13 protein-coding genes are annotated in these 15,754 nt (G+C 52.7%); 5 read left to right on the forward strand and 8 right to left on the reverse strand.

Annotated elements, in window-relative coordinates; all coding sequences use genetic code 11:
• Positions 1 to 22 precede the first annotated feature (22 nt).
• Positions 23 to 916 carry an NAD-dependent epimerase/dehydratase family protein gene (locus tag MKZ24_RS26775; protein ID WP_042234839.1) on the forward strand — a complete coding sequence of 298 codons (894 nt, stop codon included), beginning with the start codon at positions 23 to 25 and terminating at the stop codon, positions 914 to 916.
• On the opposite strand, the gene MKZ24_RS26780 is transcribed toward MKZ24_RS26775, so the two are convergent.
• Complete coding sequence (locus MKZ24_RS26780) at positions 896 to 2,968, reverse strand: methyl-accepting chemotaxis protein (RefSeq protein WP_042234837.1); 2,073 nt, start codon at positions 2,966 to 2,968, stop codon at positions 896 to 898. The two genes, MKZ24_RS26775 and MKZ24_RS26780, sit on opposite strands and share 21 nt — an antisense overlap.
• Before the next feature lie 187 nt (positions 2,969 to 3,155).
• Between MKZ24_RS26780 and MKZ24_RS26785 the strand changes: the two genes are divergently transcribed.
• A complete protein-coding gene (locus MKZ24_RS26785) occupies positions 3,156 to 4,073 on the forward strand; it encodes a helix-turn-helix transcriptional regulator (RefSeq protein ID WP_042234835.1) in 918 nt (305 codons plus the stop codon).
• Positions 4,074 to 4,136: 63 nt separating this feature from the next.
• On the forward strand, positions 4,137 to 4,667 hold the full coding sequence (locus MKZ24_RS26790; RefSeq protein WP_042234833.1) for a DUF1761 domain-containing protein: 531 nt from the start codon (positions 4,137 to 4,139) through the stop codon (positions 4,665 to 4,667).
• Between the two features lie 100 nt (positions 4,668 to 4,767).
• Here the strand turns inward: MKZ24_RS26790 and MKZ24_RS26795 are convergent, their stop codons facing one another.
• Together MKZ24_RS26795 and tnpA are read right to left on the reverse strand one after the other, a co-directional pair.
• Positions 4,768 to 5,532, reverse strand: a complete 765-nt coding sequence (locus MKZ24_RS26795; protein ID WP_340788508.1) for an RNA-guided endonuclease TnpB family protein — start codon at positions 5,530 to 5,532, stop codon at positions 4,768 to 4,770.
• Positions 5,533 to 5,541: 9 nt separating this feature from the next.
• Positions 5,542 to 5,940, reverse strand: a complete 399-nt coding sequence (tnpA, locus tag MKZ24_RS26800) for an IS200/IS605 family transposase (RefSeq protein WP_152679875.1) — start codon at positions 5,938 to 5,940, stop codon at positions 5,542 to 5,544.
• Between the two features lie 819 nt (positions 5,941 to 6,759).
• Here tnpA and MKZ24_RS26805 point away from each other — a divergent pair.
• Both MKZ24_RS26805 and MKZ24_RS26810 read left to right on the forward strand, forming a co-directional pair.
• Positions 6,760 to 7,329, forward strand: a complete 570-nt coding sequence (locus MKZ24_RS26805) for a YdeI/OmpD-associated family protein (RefSeq protein WP_340788510.1) — start codon at positions 6,760 to 6,762, stop codon at positions 7,327 to 7,329.
• An 819-nt stretch (positions 7,330 to 8,148) separates the two neighbouring features.
• The gene (locus tag MKZ24_RS26810; protein ID WP_340782655.1) at positions 8,149 to 9,279 is read left to right on the forward strand and encodes an IS4 family transposase; all 1,131 of its coding nucleotides are present in this window, start codon (positions 8,149 to 8,151) and stop codon (positions 9,277 to 9,279) included.
• A gap of 329 nt (positions 9,280 to 9,608) precedes the next feature.
• Here MKZ24_RS26810 and MKZ24_RS26815 read toward each other — a convergent pair whose 3' ends face one another.
• From MKZ24_RS26815 to MKZ24_RS26835, 5 genes are all read right to left on the reverse strand, one after another.
• Positions 9,609 to 10,016: a VOC family protein gene (locus MKZ24_RS26815; RefSeq protein ID WP_340788512.1), complete on the reverse strand. Its 408-nt coding sequence runs from the start codon at positions 10,014 to 10,016 to the stop codon at positions 9,609 to 9,611.
• Between the two features lie 218 nt (positions 10,017 to 10,234).
• A complete protein-coding gene (locus MKZ24_RS26820) occupies positions 10,235 to 11,404 on the reverse strand; it encodes an N-acetylglucosamine-6-phosphate deacetylase (RefSeq protein WP_052416222.1) in 1,170 nt (389 codons plus the stop codon).
• Positions 11,401 to 12,180: a glucosamine-6-phosphate deaminase gene (locus MKZ24_RS26825; protein ID WP_042234820.1), complete on the reverse strand. Its 780-nt coding sequence runs from the start codon at positions 12,178 to 12,180 to the stop codon at positions 11,401 to 11,403. The genes MKZ24_RS26820 and MKZ24_RS26825 overlap by 4 nt, the downstream gene beginning before the upstream one ends.
• On the reverse strand, positions 12,174 to 13,817 hold the full coding sequence (locus MKZ24_RS26830) for a response regulator transcription factor (RefSeq protein WP_042234818.1): 1,644 nt from the start codon (positions 13,815 to 13,817) through the stop codon (positions 12,174 to 12,176). The genes MKZ24_RS26825 and MKZ24_RS26830 overlap by 7 nt, the downstream gene beginning before the upstream one ends.
• A 19-nt stretch (positions 13,818 to 13,836) precedes the next feature.
• On the reverse strand, positions 13,837 to 15,636 hold the full coding sequence (locus MKZ24_RS26835; RefSeq protein ID WP_340788516.1) for a sensor histidine kinase: 1,800 nt from the start codon (positions 15,634 to 15,636) through the stop codon (positions 13,837 to 13,839).
• Positions 15,637 to 15,754 lie beyond the last annotated feature (118 nt).

Consider the following 15,754-nt stretch of genomic DNA (forward strand, 5'->3'; position numbering starts at 1 on the left):
AAAACTTTAGGAGTGTAGCCAAATGAAGAAGGTACTTGTACTCGGAGGAACGCGGTTTTTTGGTAAAAGACTGGTGGAACTGCTGCTCCAGAACGGGGACAGCCAGGTAACCATTCTGACCCGCGGTGTAACAGAGGATGATTTCGGTGACCGCGTAACCCGGCTGGCCGTGGACCGGACTGATGAAACTGCGCTGGAGCATGCTGTAGGGGATATAGACTGGGATATCGTCTACGATAATATTTGTTTCTCACCGGATGAGGCTGCGGCTGCGGTGCGGATATTTGCCGGCCGGTCGAAGCGGTATATTCTGACTTCAAGCCTGTCTGTCTATAATCCGCAGCCGGATATCTTGACTGAAGCGGATTTCGATCCTGTACATTATCCGCTGAAGCTAGGCGGGAAGGCCGATTTCAGTTACCAGGAAGGCAAAAGACTGGCCGAGACCGTTCTGCTGCAGACGGCGGACTTCCCGGTGGCCGCGGTGCGGTTTCCGATTGTGCTGGGCACGGATGACTATACGCGCAGACTGCATTTTCATATAGAGCATGTACAAGCAGGGCAGCCGATCGGCATCCCGAACCCGCAAGCGGAGATCTCATTCATCCGTTCCGATGAAGCCGCTGATTTCCTGCACTGGCTGGGCAGTTCCACGTTGACGGGTCCGGTGAATGCCTGCTCGGACGGTACACTGACCATCGGCGGGGTTATCTCCATTGTTGAAGCGGCAACAGGTAAACCTGCCGTGGTCCGGCAGGAAACCGTAGACTCGGACAGCTCTCCCTTTGGCATTGAAGAATCATGGGTCATGGATACGGCAAAAGCCCGCTCCGCGGGCTTCAGCTTCCTGTCTTTATCCGAGTGGTTCCCTGAGCTGGTCACTTCGCTGAATCATTCACTTCGCCAGCACCAGTAAATCAGCCTCCGATTCAATCCGCCCGTTTGCGGCTGAGGATTCCCCCGTCTCCCGTATTCCTCCAGACTGAGGCCGGTGAACTCCGGCTCCGGTCTTTTTCTCAGTCTCCGCAAACGTTCTGGCTTCTGACTGTTGTTCCGGCTTCTCTGCTGTCTGCTTCCTAGTCTTCTCTGGCGCCTCGTCCAATTTATTCTCTTCTGCCTTCTCGGCTTTCTTCGCTTCTATTTTCGCTTCTATCTTCGCTTCAGCCTTTGCTGCTGTATTGTCAGCCACTGCCGCCTCAGGCCCGTCCGCTATCCCATTTAGCGTTCCTTCTTCCGGTCCTGCTACGGCAGTGTCGGCAATTTTGAACACATTGATCTCCCGGAACAGCCGCTGCGAGATTTCATGAATCTCCTCCGCCTGCCGTGCAATATCGCTGATCGCCTGATCCTGTTGAGTGCTGGAGGCATTCACTTCCTGTACCCCCGCCGCTGTCTGCTCCGCCACGGATGCTACCGAATGCACAGATTCGGCAAGGCGTGAGTTGATCGTACGGGTCTGTTCCACCTTCTGGTGAATCTGCCCGATCTGTGTGCTGATGCCCGCAATGGATTCATCGATCGCCTCGAAGGATGCCAGTGTCTCCGCCACCTGATGATCCTGCTGCTCCAGACTTTCCCGGGTCTCCATCATATGTCCCTGGAAATCGGCCATGCCGGCCTGAAGCTCCTGGATAATCCGGCTGATATGCACGGAAGAATCATTCGTCTGCACGGATAAATGTCTGACTTCATCGGCAATAACGGCGAAGCCTTTTCCCGATGCCCCGGCCCGCGCTGCCTCAATCGCTGCATTGAGCGAGAGAATATTCGTCTGCTTCGAAATCTCCGTGATTGAATTCGTGATGCGTGAAATATCCTTTGACTGGTTCACAAGCTGCTCCAGTGCCCCGTACACCTTGCTGATGGACACCCGGGAACGCTGTGAAATCTGGCGCAGGGCAGTAACGGTATCTGAACCCTGCTGCGTATTCCGGTTAGCCGCTTCACTTGTCGTCAGCATGACATCCGTATACTCGGTAATATCCTGAACCCCGCGGGCCAGCTCCTCCAGCAGCAGCGTACTCTGCTCAGACTGAACAGCCTGCTGGTCGGCACCCAGCGAAATCTCCTGGATCGTCCGGACAATATCCCGGTTCGTATGCGCGGTAATCGCCGATGACTGCTGAAAAGAATGCGAATAGTCAGCCAGCGAACCCGCAGCAGACAAGGTCTGCCGCAGCATGCCCTGAACTCTGCCCACCATATGATCGAAATGATGGCTGAGCCGGCCCAGCTCATCATTATACGGGGAGTTGATCTGCTGCCGCAGATCCCCGTCAGCAATTTGCCTGAGCGCAGCCTGCAGCTTGCCGACCGGCGACAGGAACGAGCGGATCAGCAGCCAGGCCAGCACCAGCATGAACAGGAATACTCCACCTGCAGCATAGGCCACGATTGAGACCGTATCATCCAGCAGGTTAAAAGAAACCGTCTGCGCCTGCTCTGCATTGTCGGCGGCTGCCTTATACAGCTTCCCGTTCGTCTCAAGCATGGATTGATTCAGCGCAAGTGCCTTCGTATGTATAACATCAATCTGTTCCAGTACAGTCAGCGGATCAAGCGTCTCATCCGACATTACCCCGGCCAGCTCCGTAATGAACTCCCCATATTCCCCAGCCTGGGTGCCCAGAAGCCCAAGCATTGTAAACGCAGGCGTATCCGGCTCAAAATCAAGCTTGGCCAGTTCAGCCGATATCTGCTGCTGTTTCTCCTGTAACGGCTCTGCCAGCTCCAAATCACTGGATTCAGCGAAGAAAGTCTCTGCACGGTTCTGCTCCTGCAGCAGCTGGGTGATGGTTGAGACTGTAATTCTTTTCTCCATTTCGCTCTTCTGCTGTTCCATAGATAGCTCTACCTGGTTAATTTTATGTCCTTGGTACAGAGCCACGCCCAGAAAAATGAGCGTAATTGCCGAGAAACTTAAGATTAGCTTCCATTTCATCGAAAAGTGCAGCAGGTTCCCCTTCAAAAGTATCATCCCTTCATATCTAGCTTGTCTTTACAATAGGTATATTCTGCTAATATCCTCATTGTAGAAGCCGGATATTAACTGTTCTCTTAGGTTGTGTATGCTGAGCGTAAAGAATATGTTGCGAAACTGTTAACAAAACGTCAATATTTAAGGAAATAGGACCAATGGACGGGGGTGTATACCTATGAAACTGGAACGGCTGATCTCTATAATCTATAAGCTTTTGAATCACGAGGTGTTGTCTGCGGCTATGCTGGCTGAAGAGTTCCAGGTATCGCAGCGGACTATCTACCGGGATATCGATGTAATCTGTGCAGCGGGCTTCCCGGTCGTATCGTATCAGGGGATGAAAGGCGGATATGGTATGATGGACGGCTACAAAATGGATAAAAGCCTGCTCGGCACTTATGACGTCAATGCCCTGATTACCGTGCTCCGCAGCCTTTCTACCGTGTTTGAAGACGGGCGTGCTCAGGGGACTATTGAACGGCTACAAACCATTGGACCGGAGCATCTGACGCAGAGCCTGTCCGTAGACTTCGACACCCTGCGGACGGAACCCGATGCGCTGCGTCATATACGGACTGCCATCACCGGGCGCATAGTGATCCGCTTCGATTATATCGACACCATGAATGAACGTACGGCCCGTGACATCGAGCCGCTGCGGCTTCATTTCAAATACCGTAACTGGTACATTTACGGATATTGCCGCACCCGTCAGGCTTACCGCGAGTTTCGCCTGTCCCGGCTGATGAATTTGATGCTGACCGGGGAAGCTTTCGAACCGCACCCGGAGGTGCCGGAAGAGGCAGCTCCCTCAGAACACGCACGGCAGAATCAGCTGGAGGATGTAGTGATCCGGGTAAGGCCAGAGGCGTTGGCCGACGCGCTGGATCAGTTTCAGCAGATGGACAAACAGTTTCACGAAGACGGAAGTATGACGATGCGCATTCCGGTATATCAGCCGCTCAGCGCACGCTGGTTATGGGCCATTCTGCTCAGCTTCGGCAGCGGTGCCGAGGTACTCGAACCCATCCCCCTGCGCGCCATCATCAAAGAGCATCTGCAAAACGCACTCAAACCTTATGAAGAAGTATGACACGCTGTTGTCAAACTTCTTTTTTTATGATGTAAGCAGACTTAACCACACGAGGAGGATATTATGTTTAATGTAATTCAGGAAATCAATTGGTTGGCTGTTGTGCTCGGGACGCTGGCGTTGTCTTTGGTGGGAGGCCTATGGTTCACTGTGGTCTGGGGCAATGCCTATGCCTACGCTCTGGGAAAAGAGAATGCACCAAGTGAAAACGGCGTTGCCGTCCTTAAGGAGGACGGTATCGTTTCAGCGGGAAATGGAAGGAATGTTAATCATACGAAGCAACATACGAAGCAACATACGAATCCTTCTCCTTCCAAAGAAAAACCGGCGCTCCGGTTCATCTTGGGTCCCTTGGTATGCGGACTGGTAACAACAGTGGCGATGGCGGTACTGTTCTATGCGTTCGATATTGAAACCCTTGCCGATGCTCTCCTCTTTGGCGGAATTGTCGGAGCAGGGTTATTGGCGGCCACAACCGTGAATACCGGGATTAACCCCAATATTCCCCGGCCGCTGGTCTACGGACTGGTTAGCGGGAGCTACTTTTTCCTGTCCGGGCTGATTGTCAGTATAATTCTTGTAGCGATGAGGTGAACTACACACCACCTAAGAGGTGGGTGCTTCTTGGTCAATAGAGCTACTGCTCCAAGTTTACCCAAGCTTATAGGCTAGTTCCTAACCCGCTAAGGGCCATTTACATGGCTAGTTGTAGAAGATTCAGTGCCGCATTCCGGTCTCTGTCATGTTCCGTATGACAGGCAGGGCAGGACCACTCCCGTACGGCTAGGTTCTTGACTTCTGCATTTTTGTAGCCACAGCAGGAACACAATTGACTGCTTGCAAAGTGTTTGGGAGCAATGATTAATTCTCTGCCGTACCATTTCGCTTTGTAGGTCAGCATGTCTCTGAACAGGCTCCAAGACACTTCGGATATGGCTTTGGCTAACTTATGATTCTGCATCATGTTCTTTACACGCAAGTCCTCCATCACGATCACTTGGTTTTCGTTTATCATTTGGGTGGACGTTTTGTGCAAAAAGTCTTTCCGTTGATTCGCTATTTTTTCATGCAGTCTGGCGACCTTCAGCCTTGCTTTATACCGGTTACGGCTCCCTTCCTTCTTTCGTGACAAGTCCTTTTGCAGCTTGGCTAATCGTTGTTCAGACTTCCGCAAGTACTTCGGATTCGGTATGATTTCACCATGTGAAGGAATCGCAAAGTCTTTCAACCCCAGATCCACACCGATCTTCGTCTCGAGTGGGGGCAATGGGATGATATCCGTTTCCACCAATACGGAAGCGTAATATTTTCCCGTGGGTGTTTTGGAAATGGTGCATGATTTAATACGTCCCTCGAATGGACGGTGCAGCTTGATTTTGATTTTCGTTTTTAGTTTGGGAATTTTGATCCTTCCCTCTGTAATGGCAATGGTTCCCTTCTGGTTATTAGCCTTTAACACCTGCCCACCTCATTTCTGACCTTGAGATTCGATGTACTTCCGGATGACTTCAATCGGCGCACCCCCAATCGTCAGTAGACAATAACTTCTGGACCAGAAATATTCCTTCCACAGCTGTTGACGAATTACAGGAAATTCTTTCTTAATTAGACGGGAGGATGCACTCTTATAAGCGTTCAGAAATTTAGAAATATCGCTATTGGGGTGAGCTTTCATTAGAATGTGAACATGATCCTTGTCATGCTTCCATTCCTGCAGGGTGATATTGTAATTAGGCTGAATAGACTCAAATATCTCTTGTAACCGATTCGAAATGTCATCGTCTATTACTTTTCTGCGGTACTTCACGACTAGCACAAGATGATAATGAAGAGAGAATACTGAATGATTATTTGTGTCTAATTCCACGGATATCACAACCTATTTCATAATACTACTGAATAGTTTTATTGTAATATTTTAGGTTGTATTTGTCTATGAGAAAGACCGCTGACACTCATCCCGCCACTTAGAGAAGTGGGGGAATTCTGACAGCTAACTGTTAAAAAGCCGATGTTGTTGTACGTTTTGCAACATTAATTCATAGTTACTGGGGTAACCGTAAGGATTCTTGTACGCGATACAACAATTTCCCCGTTTAGCCACTTGGTGGAGGAAGATTGATGACTTTTGTGCAACAATTTTCTATCAGGGTCGGTTTTGATGGGGGGAATGTTGTATTTCGTTCAGGATTACTTCAACGAACCACGACCGGTTCTCCACCACTGATTCACCTATAAGTAAAGCTGCCTGGTCTTCTTGTGAAGGCCTGGTTGAAATCTATTGTCTATTGCACTTCGTACAACAGATCGCTCTAAAATCCGCCGAAAAATAGATTCTGTAGCACTTTGTACAATAGAATTCTATGGAATAGGTGAATTTGGGCAGGTTGCTGGAAATCAATTGTATTAAATACATTAGAACTGGTTTTAGCGCAGGATAACGCTGAAGCTGTTGTAGAAAGTGCAATCAATGAAGAGCTCTACCATTCTCAAGCGGGTTACGCCTAGCGGAAGGTTGTATATTTTGCTGGGACAGCTCGTTATAATTGTACAAACCGGTCTAGGAGAAACTACAGTCAGTACTTGAGCGGGAGTCTTCCCGCCCTACTAAGTGCCATTCACGTAAAACGTCCGTGCAGACTCCTGTTCGGGCTATATATTTGACAGAAGGGAGTGTACAGTAACTATGAGCACAGAAAATTGGATTGCGGCTACATCAAGGGAAGAGTTGCGGAACTGGCTGCTGGTGAACAGCACGGCTGAACCCTTTTGCTGGGTTGAAGCGACTATGAAGCCAGTCCCGGGTACGCTGCTGTACCTGGACGCCGTTGAAGAAGCTTTGTGCTTCGGCTGGATCGATGGGGTGAAGAAGGTGAACGCTGAAGCAAAGCTGGTGCAGAGGCTGTCTCCCCGCAGCAGACGGAGTTCATGGACTGAGCTTAACAAAGAGCGTGTCCGCCGCCTTGAGAAGCTGGGCTTGATGCGTGAGGAAGGACGGCGGGTCCTTCCTGATATGGATATCCGCTCTTTTAGAATAGACAAGGTTATCGAAGAGAAGCTGAAAGAGGAGACGCAGGTATATGAGAACTTCATGGCCTTTCCGGCGCTCTACCAGCGGGTCCGGATCGATACCATACAAAGCTATATCCATCAGCCCGAAGTGTTTCAGCGCAGACTGGAGAAATTCATCGCAAACACCAGAGCCAATACAATGTACGGCCAATGGCATGATAACGGGCGCCTGCTGGAGTATTAAGTGAAGTCCTGATGTACTAATTGTATTCGGAGAAGTTGTTGGGGGAGTATTTTAGGAGGAGTTGATGGGGATTGGCGGGGACTCGGCGGGGCTGGGCGGGAGCTGGGAGGGACTCGGCGGGAGTTGGGCGGGACTTGGCAGGACTCGGCGGGGCTTGGGGGGCTGGGCGGGGGATGAATAGCTTCACGAGCGTATACGATCGTGAATAGGACTGAGAATCCGCTATTTAAACAAAACAGATGCTTTTGCGGGTCAAGCGGACTCAGAATCGCTTATATGGCTGCCCGCTCCACATTTTAGGCTCGAATGATCAAAATAACTGATTCTCAGTCCGTTTGGGCGCTGAAAACAGTGTTTTGGGCAAAATAGCGTCTTCTCAGTCCGCATTCCCCTACTGATCGACATCTGCTGGGCTGACGGTCCTGCCACACTGACGGCCATTCGCTCCAGAACACTACCAGGAATCTGTCTTTCAGGTACGCTAGCGTCTTCTCAGTCCGCATTCTCCTGCTGATCGCCATATGCTGAGCTGACGGTCCTGCCACACTGACGGCCATTCGCTCCAGAACACCACCAGGAATCTGTCTTTCAGTTACGCCTCAGCTTTTTTACAACGCCCGGCTTGGTACAATCACAGAACTAATGAAGTGAGTTCATTTCATGCAGCAATTTATGTATTCGGATTCAGCTTCAACTGGAAACTTACAGCATAGTTGTACACTGTATAGGCGTGTTGATTTCCCAAAAAAAGGGACGAAAAAGGCCGCCATTTCGGGTAATGGTAAGTACGACCAAACCAAACCGAAATGAGGCGACCTCATGAATAAATATACCCCATTTTTAGCCGTTTTCAAACAAGTGTTAACACCGGAAGAAGTCCAAATGGTGACCGGACAAACCAAGGACTACGTGGATAGAGGAACCAAAATGACCGTCGGGTTGCTGCTCGATTACTTTGTCCAAGCCTGCTACCACAAATGGGACGGATTCCGGCAGAGTGCCCGATTAGGCCCAAGCTTTGACTTGCCAGAAATTCATTACTCCACCCTTTCCGGCAAGGCCGGTGAAGTCCCTTACGAAATCTTCAAACGTATCTTTCAAATGCTCGTCACGAAATGTAACCGCCAAACCCGGCGGCATTTGAATCTTCCTAAAGATCTTTTGCTGATTGACTCGACTACGGTCACGGCGGCGAACTCTAGAATGCCTTGGGCCTCGTACAAAAAATTCAGAGGGGGTATTAAGCTGCATGTTGCTCTTTCGCATGGCCAGCGTTCACCCCTGAACGTGAAGGAATCGATCGCGAAGCGCAATGACGCTCCGTTTGGAGAAGTCTTGGCCGATACGGACTACATTTTGGTACAGGATCGGGCGTATGGAAAAATCAGCAGATTGGATCAATATGTGCTCCAGGGCCAGTCGTTTGTGATTCGGCTCAAAGACAATCTCCATTTGGTGAAGCCAAGAGAACTCCAGCGACCCGCAGAGGGAGAAACGAAAATTGTTCGTGATATTACTTGTTATATCGGTCAAGGGAAGTGCCAATCTGCTCAGCGCCACCGGGTCGTAGAATTTGAAAATGACCGGGGTGAAGTCGTACGGGTCGTGACCGATTTGAGAAAAGAGTCCGCTCATGTGATCGCTGAAATCTACAAGGCACGCTGGGAAATTGAAGTCTTTTTCCGCTGGATTAAACAGCATCTGAACGTGCCATGTCTATTTGGAACCACTGAAAATGCGGTATACAGCCAATTGTTTGTGGCCCTTGCTGTCTATGTGCTTCTGAAACGCGTTTATGATGAAATCCACCCCAACGTGCCTGCCTTTGCTCAACTGACCCTTTGGGAATTTATGCAGCATTGGCGTATATTTAGTCTTCCGCTGGAGTGGCAGGTTCAACTTAGTCTGCTCAGGAACAAAGGGGTTTTGGGGATTATATCCATCCCATAATATGGGGAATCAACAGGCCTGTACACTGTACAACTAAAAACCGCGAAAAGGCAGGCTTGCCTCTTATAACTGTATTCTGTACAACTATATCTGCCATAAGCGGAGAAAACCATCTATATGTGGCAATTTAATTGCACGGAATACAACTAAACGAATAATTGGTTATAAATCAGACGATTTAGTTGTACAAAGTGCACTTAAGCATACCGCGCACCGCATACCGCATTCCGCATACCATAATAGCATCACTGCAACCCTCAGAAGATTCCTCTATAAACAAACAAAAACAAGCCCCCGCATCCGGAAGCCTGTCCTCATGCAGCACTATGCTATTGCGCGTTCTCATCCATATACATGACTTCCCACAGATGTCCGTCGATATCCTGAAAGCTCCAATTGTACATAAAGCCGTGGTCGACAGGATCATTGAACAGTTTGCCGCCGGCTCCAAGTGCCTTATGCACAAGCTCGTCCACCTCTGCCCTGCTTGCTGCGGAGAAGGCGAGAATGACCTCCGTGTGTCCGGCAGTATCCACAACCGATTTCGAAGTGAAGGTGTTAAAGAATTCCTTGGTCAGCAGCATGGCAAACGTGTTGTCATTAATAATCATGCATGTTGCGTTCTCATCCGTGTACTGCGGGTTGAACTCAAATCCGAGTGCGGTAAAAAAGTTGATCGAATCCTGCAGATGACTCACCGGCAAATTAACAAATAGCTGGCCTGCCTTATATCCCACTTTCTAATCACCTCTGCATCTAAGGAGTGTGTTCCGCACTATTATAGCATGAACCTGTCTCAGGCAAAAAGTTGCGGGGGCATAGTTGAGAATGTGGATGAGGGTGCAAGTGCGGATGCAGATGTAGGTGACAGATGCAATCGCGGGTACAGGTACTCGTGCCGGGGAGCGGGCGCAGCACCCCGCAGCAACTCCCGGCGAATAGCTACCGCCGGACATCATCCCCGGCGGTACACCCATTCGCCGGCTTTGCAGAGCGCCGCCAGCGCCAGCCCCCCGCTGCCCCGCTGGAGCAGCGCAATATCCGCCGGCGCGCCGGCGGCCAGGCCCGCTGCCTCCGGCAGGGCCATGAAGCCTGCCGGGTGCACGGACGCCATGTCCCAGGCGTCCGGCAGGTCGGCCAGGCCCGCGGCGCTAAGGCGCGCGATGTGGCGCAGCAGCAGCTGCGCCGAACCGGCCAGCAGCCCGGGCTGGCCGGCGAGATGCAGCCGGCCCTCCGGGGTCAGCACGACGCGGCCGCCGACCGGCGTGTCGTAGCTGCCGGGCGGCAGGCCGGCGAGGGCAACGGCATCGCTGATCAGCAGCGCCCGGCTGCCCTTGACCTTCATCGCCACCTTCAGCACCTCATCCGGGAGGTGGAAGCCATCGGCGATTAAAGTGCACCACAGCTCTTCTTCCGCGAGCTGGGCCCACAGATAATTCGGATGGCGCGGCAGCACGGCATGCGCCCCATTGCCGAGATGCGTGGACAGCCGCGCTCCGGCAGCGGCCGCCTCCGAGATCTGTGACGTGCTTGCCGAGGTGTGCCCTATAGAGACCGTCACGCCCTGCCGCACGCAGTGGCGGATGAATTCCGCACTCCCCTCCCACTCCGGGGACATCGTCACGATGGAGATCCGCCCGCCTGCCGCTTCCTGCCACTGGTCGAACAGGGCTGTACTCGGTGGGCGGATATGCTCCAGACTATGCGCTCCTCGAGGTCCGTCTTCGGGCGAGAGGAACGGCCCCTCCAGATGGATGCCGCCAATCGTGGCAGCGGCGGCGGCATCCTCTTCGCAGGCCCGGGCAATTGCCCGCATTGCGCCGTGAATCGTATATGGAGCACCGGTGATCACGGTCGGATAGCAGGTGGTTATGCCTTCGGTCCACAAGGCGCGGATTGCTTCCTTGACAGCCTCCGCGGTCAGCACGGGATGATTAAAGTCATGGCCGCCGAAGCCGTTGATCTGCAGGTCTACCAGGCCGGGCGCGGCTACCGGCAGCTCCAGCAGCTCGTCCGGCGGCAGCGCAAGAGGTCCGTCCAGCGGTTCAATTCCCGCAATGATGCTGCCCTCCAGACGAATCCGGACCGGCTCGCCTGTACGGTAATGCAGCGCATCCACAATCATCGCACAACCGCTCCGAAGGAATCCGTGTCCACAAACAGCCGGCAATCCCCGTGGCTGCGCAGGATTGTGGACGGACAGGCCGTGGAGACAGATTCATGCAGTGTACGGGTAACTGCACCACGCTTCGTCGGGCCCGGAACCATACAGAACAGCCACTTGGCGGACAGCAATACAGGGATCGTCAGGGTCAGTGCCTGCTGCGGAACCTCCTCCAGACTGGCGAAGCATCCGTCATTCACCTGCTGGGTGCGGCAGGCGGCATCGAGAGTGACCGCTTTGACCAGCCGGGGATCATGGAAATCCGCCACCGGCGGGTCATTGAAGGCCAGATGGCCGTTCTCCCCAATGCCGAGGCAGACAATATCTATAGGAGCTTCCGCCAGCAGCCTGCCATATCGCTCACATTCAGCTTCAAGGTCAGCGGCAGGATTAATATAATGAACCCTGCCCGGCTTCACCTTGTCGAACAGCGCTTCCCGGAGGAAGCTGCCGAAGCTCTGCGGCGAGCCTTCCGGGAGACCGAGATATTCGTCCATATGGAACGCCGTAATCCGGCTCCAGTCCAGATCCGGCGCTTCAGCAAGCTCGGCAAGGAATTCATTCTGGGAAGGTGCGGCGGCGAAGATCATTCTGACCGTAGTCTTGGAAGCCAGCAAGGCGCGGATTGCAGCCGCAGCTTCACGTCCGGCCGCCTCTCCGAGCATCCGCCGGTTCTCAAATACACGCACCAGCATGGAACCTGCCATTTCGGTATGGATTGGTGTCACTTTCAGCATGAGTAGTGCCTCCCTGTCCCTTGTGGTTGTCCGTTCCTTGTCCCTTCTTCGCCCCGGAATTCACCCGGGGTAAGGCCTGTATGCAGCTTGAACAGCTTGGTGAAATAGCTTTTGTTCTCGTAGCCCAGCTGCTCAGCGACCTGCTCCACACTCTGCGGAGACTGGTCCAGCAGCTCTTTGGCATGCTCCATCTTGGTGTGGGTAACATAGTGGATGAAGCTCATCCCGGTTTCTTTCTTGAACAGGCGGCTGAAATAGCTCGAATTCAAATGAGTGTATTCGGCGACCTCCTCCAGCGTAATTTTACGGTTCAGATGGCGGTCCACATACTGCTTCACCTTCTTGATCTCATCCCGCCGGGTCTCCTGGTACATCTCACGGATCACCGGCAGACGTTCATAGAAGAATTGCAGGGACCACTCTTCCAGACTGTCGATATGCTCAATGGCAGTGATAGTGTCATGCAGCATCTCCAGGGAGAAGGTCGACTGGAACTGTTGACGGGCCATCAGCCGCATCTGGTTATCGTAGAGCAGCTTGAGCATCCATTCCTTGACCTGGCGTGGAGCAAAGCGCTTCAACCGGATATAGTCCATCCATTTGGACAGCAATTCCTCTAACCGCCCGGCCGATTCCTCCAGGAAGGCTTCGCGGATCTCCCGGGAGGCTTCGGTGTAATGCAGGAACAGATCCTCACCGGTGAACGGCTGGAGCTCCTTCAGCCCGGTAAGCTCGCCCGGCTTCAGATAAAAGGCATTCTCCCGCCCTTGCGTTAACAGCGTTATAATCCCTTCACGGAAATGCCCGCTGCCGGGCGGAATACACAGATATTGAAAAGAAGCCCCTACCCCCGGCATGCTCTGAACCGCGGAACGCAGCTTGCCGAGCATGGAGATATGGCCGGCACTTGCGCCATTGCCCATCCCTCCGGTGAAGACCAGCACGCAGTCCCGTCCGCTGTAAGGCAGACATACTGCGGCCGTTCCATCCTGAAGCACCGCTTCGGCGGCGGATTCCACCAGTGCCATGAGCGCAAGATCATCCCGGACCGGCTCCCCGGTACTGCCGCTGACCCGGCATAGGACGGCTACATTCGCTGTCAAATCGGGTACAATCCCCAGCTCGGCGGCATCCGGAAGCCATTCGGTGTCCGGCAGCTCCCGGGCGGCAATCCGCCGCAGCACACTCTGCTTCAGCAGCACCTTTTGGTTCTCCGCCATGCTTTTCCACTTCAATGTCTGGGCTCTCTCCGCGTCCCTGCGGCGCAGATCATCGCCAATCTCCTGCAGCAGCCCGGTAATCAGCTCGCGGCTCATCATCTCCTTGAGAATGTAATCGCTCACCATCAGCTTCACCGCCTGCTGTGCATACGTGAAATCATCCATACATGACAGCACCACAACGCGTAAGTCTTCGTTCATCAGCTTCAGCTCGCGGATCAGCTCAATGCCGTCCATATAGGGCATTCCAATATCCGTTATCACAATATCCGGCATACCGGCCTGCGCTTTCTCCAGGGCAACCAGACCATTTTTGCAGGCCGAATGAAGGGTCAGTCCAAGCTCGTTCCAGGGAATCATTGCCGAGAGAAAGTCCAGTACCGGATAATCATCATCCACCAGCATCACGCTATACATCGTTCCCACTCTCCCTTTCCTAACCTTGATCCGGAATTTCTTCAGGAAGCACAAACAGGAAGGTTGTCCCTTGTCCGGGGATACTGTCAATGGTAACCTGGAAGGCTGAACCATAGGTCAGATACAGACGCTCGTATACGTTCGACATTCCGATATGAGCCAGTCTGCTGGACGGCATGGTTTCCAGCTCCGGCGGCTCGGAGCCAACCTCTGCCCGAAGCCGGTTCAGGGTCACCTCATCCATGCCCCGGCCGTTATCTTCAATCGCGATGAGCAGCCGTGTGTCCTGGGTCCAGGTGCGGATCAGAATGCGTCCACTCTCCTGGCGCAGGCCGTGAATGTAAGCATTCTCGATAACCGGCTGCAGCAGGAAGCGCGGGATTTTCAGCCCAAGGCTCTCCGAGGTGCAGTCTGTATCCAGCGTAACTTCATCGGCCTGACGGAAATTCAGCAGCTCCACATAACTCCTGACAATATGCAGCTCATCATGCAGAGTAGTGTACTCATCACGCTGTTGAATAGTCATCCGCAGCAGCCGGGACAGCGAGAACAGCAGCTCCGCATTCTCTTCATCTCCCCGCATCATAATGCGCAGGCGGATGGAATTAAGAATATTGAACAGGAAATGCGGATTGATCTGCGACTGCAGCATCGCAAGCTCAGCCTTGCGCTTCTGCGCCTGCTCGACCTTAATCTGAATGATCATCTTCTCTACCCGGTCCAGCATATGGTCAAAAGACTTGCCAAGCCGCCCGATCTCGTCATACCCGCGGACTCCGGAACGGATGCCAAGCTCGCCCTGCTCCACTCTGGCAGCCACACTGTCCAGCTTGATCACCGGCTTCGTGAATTGACGGACCAGCAGAACCAGGATCAGCAGGAAAAAAGCTCCAGACATAATCTGCACGGCTGTACTCCAGCGGTGGGTTGAACTGATTTGGCTGACCGCCTCACGATAAGGCGACAGACTTACAATCCGGTAGTTCCCGTAGGGAATATCCAGACTGCTGAGCAGATATTGTTCATTCCGGTAATCCATAAACCGCGAATCGGCTGTACCCGTCAGTTCATGCGCGAGTGCAAAAGGCTGACCCAGCCGCGCCTTGTCCCGGGAAGCTATTACCGTTCCGTCAGGCCCGATCAGCAGCGTCTCCTGGCCCTCACGGTTGTCATTAAAGATCTGGCTGATCCGGCTCTCGGCGATACTGATGATGACTGTGGCATAGGTTGAATTGGAGGACAGCTTCAGATTGCGGGCAATCGTTAGCACCTGAGGGCTGGTAACCGCTCTAGTCGGGATATAGTTATCCAGCACACCCGCCCAGTACAGCTCGAAGGCAGGCTGCTGCCGGGCTTTTTCCATCCAGGGCTGAAGCATCAGGGCGCCGACATCCAGCTTGGCGTAAGAATCGTTTGAATAATATTGGCCATCCGAGGTGAGCACGGTGACAAACGTTTTTTCCATCATGGAGGTAACGCTAATCAGCTTCTCGGTAACCTCTGTAAATTCCAGAACATTTTTGGCTGTATCCGGCTGGTGCAGCTTACTGCGCTGCCAATTTTCTTTGAGAATAAGCGTGATCCCGGGATCGAACTGAATGTAATTCGACACCAGCACCAGATTGCTGAGAAGGTTCGAGATATACATGCTCTCCTGCTCCAGCGAACGGCGTTCATTCTGAACCACCTGGGAACGGAGGATGTGCTCGGTATAGGAATTGGAAATATACAGGGTAATGGAGGCGGGAAGCAGCAGACAGAGCAAGGAAGCGACGAGCAGCTTGTTGCGAAAACCGAGTTTCCATCCTTTTGGCAGCAATGGCAATCCCCCTTCACAATCAGACTATCGTTTTCTTTGCCTCTATCATATCAGCTTTCCGCCTCCAGTAATTCATTTCCCAGTAATATCTCGACAAAATATGACGATTCGCCCTTAT

This window comes from Paenibacillus sp. FSL R7-0297 (assembly GCF_038009025.1).
Lineage (GTDB): Bacteria > Bacillota > Bacilli > Paenibacillales > Paenibacillaceae > Paenibacillus_AQ.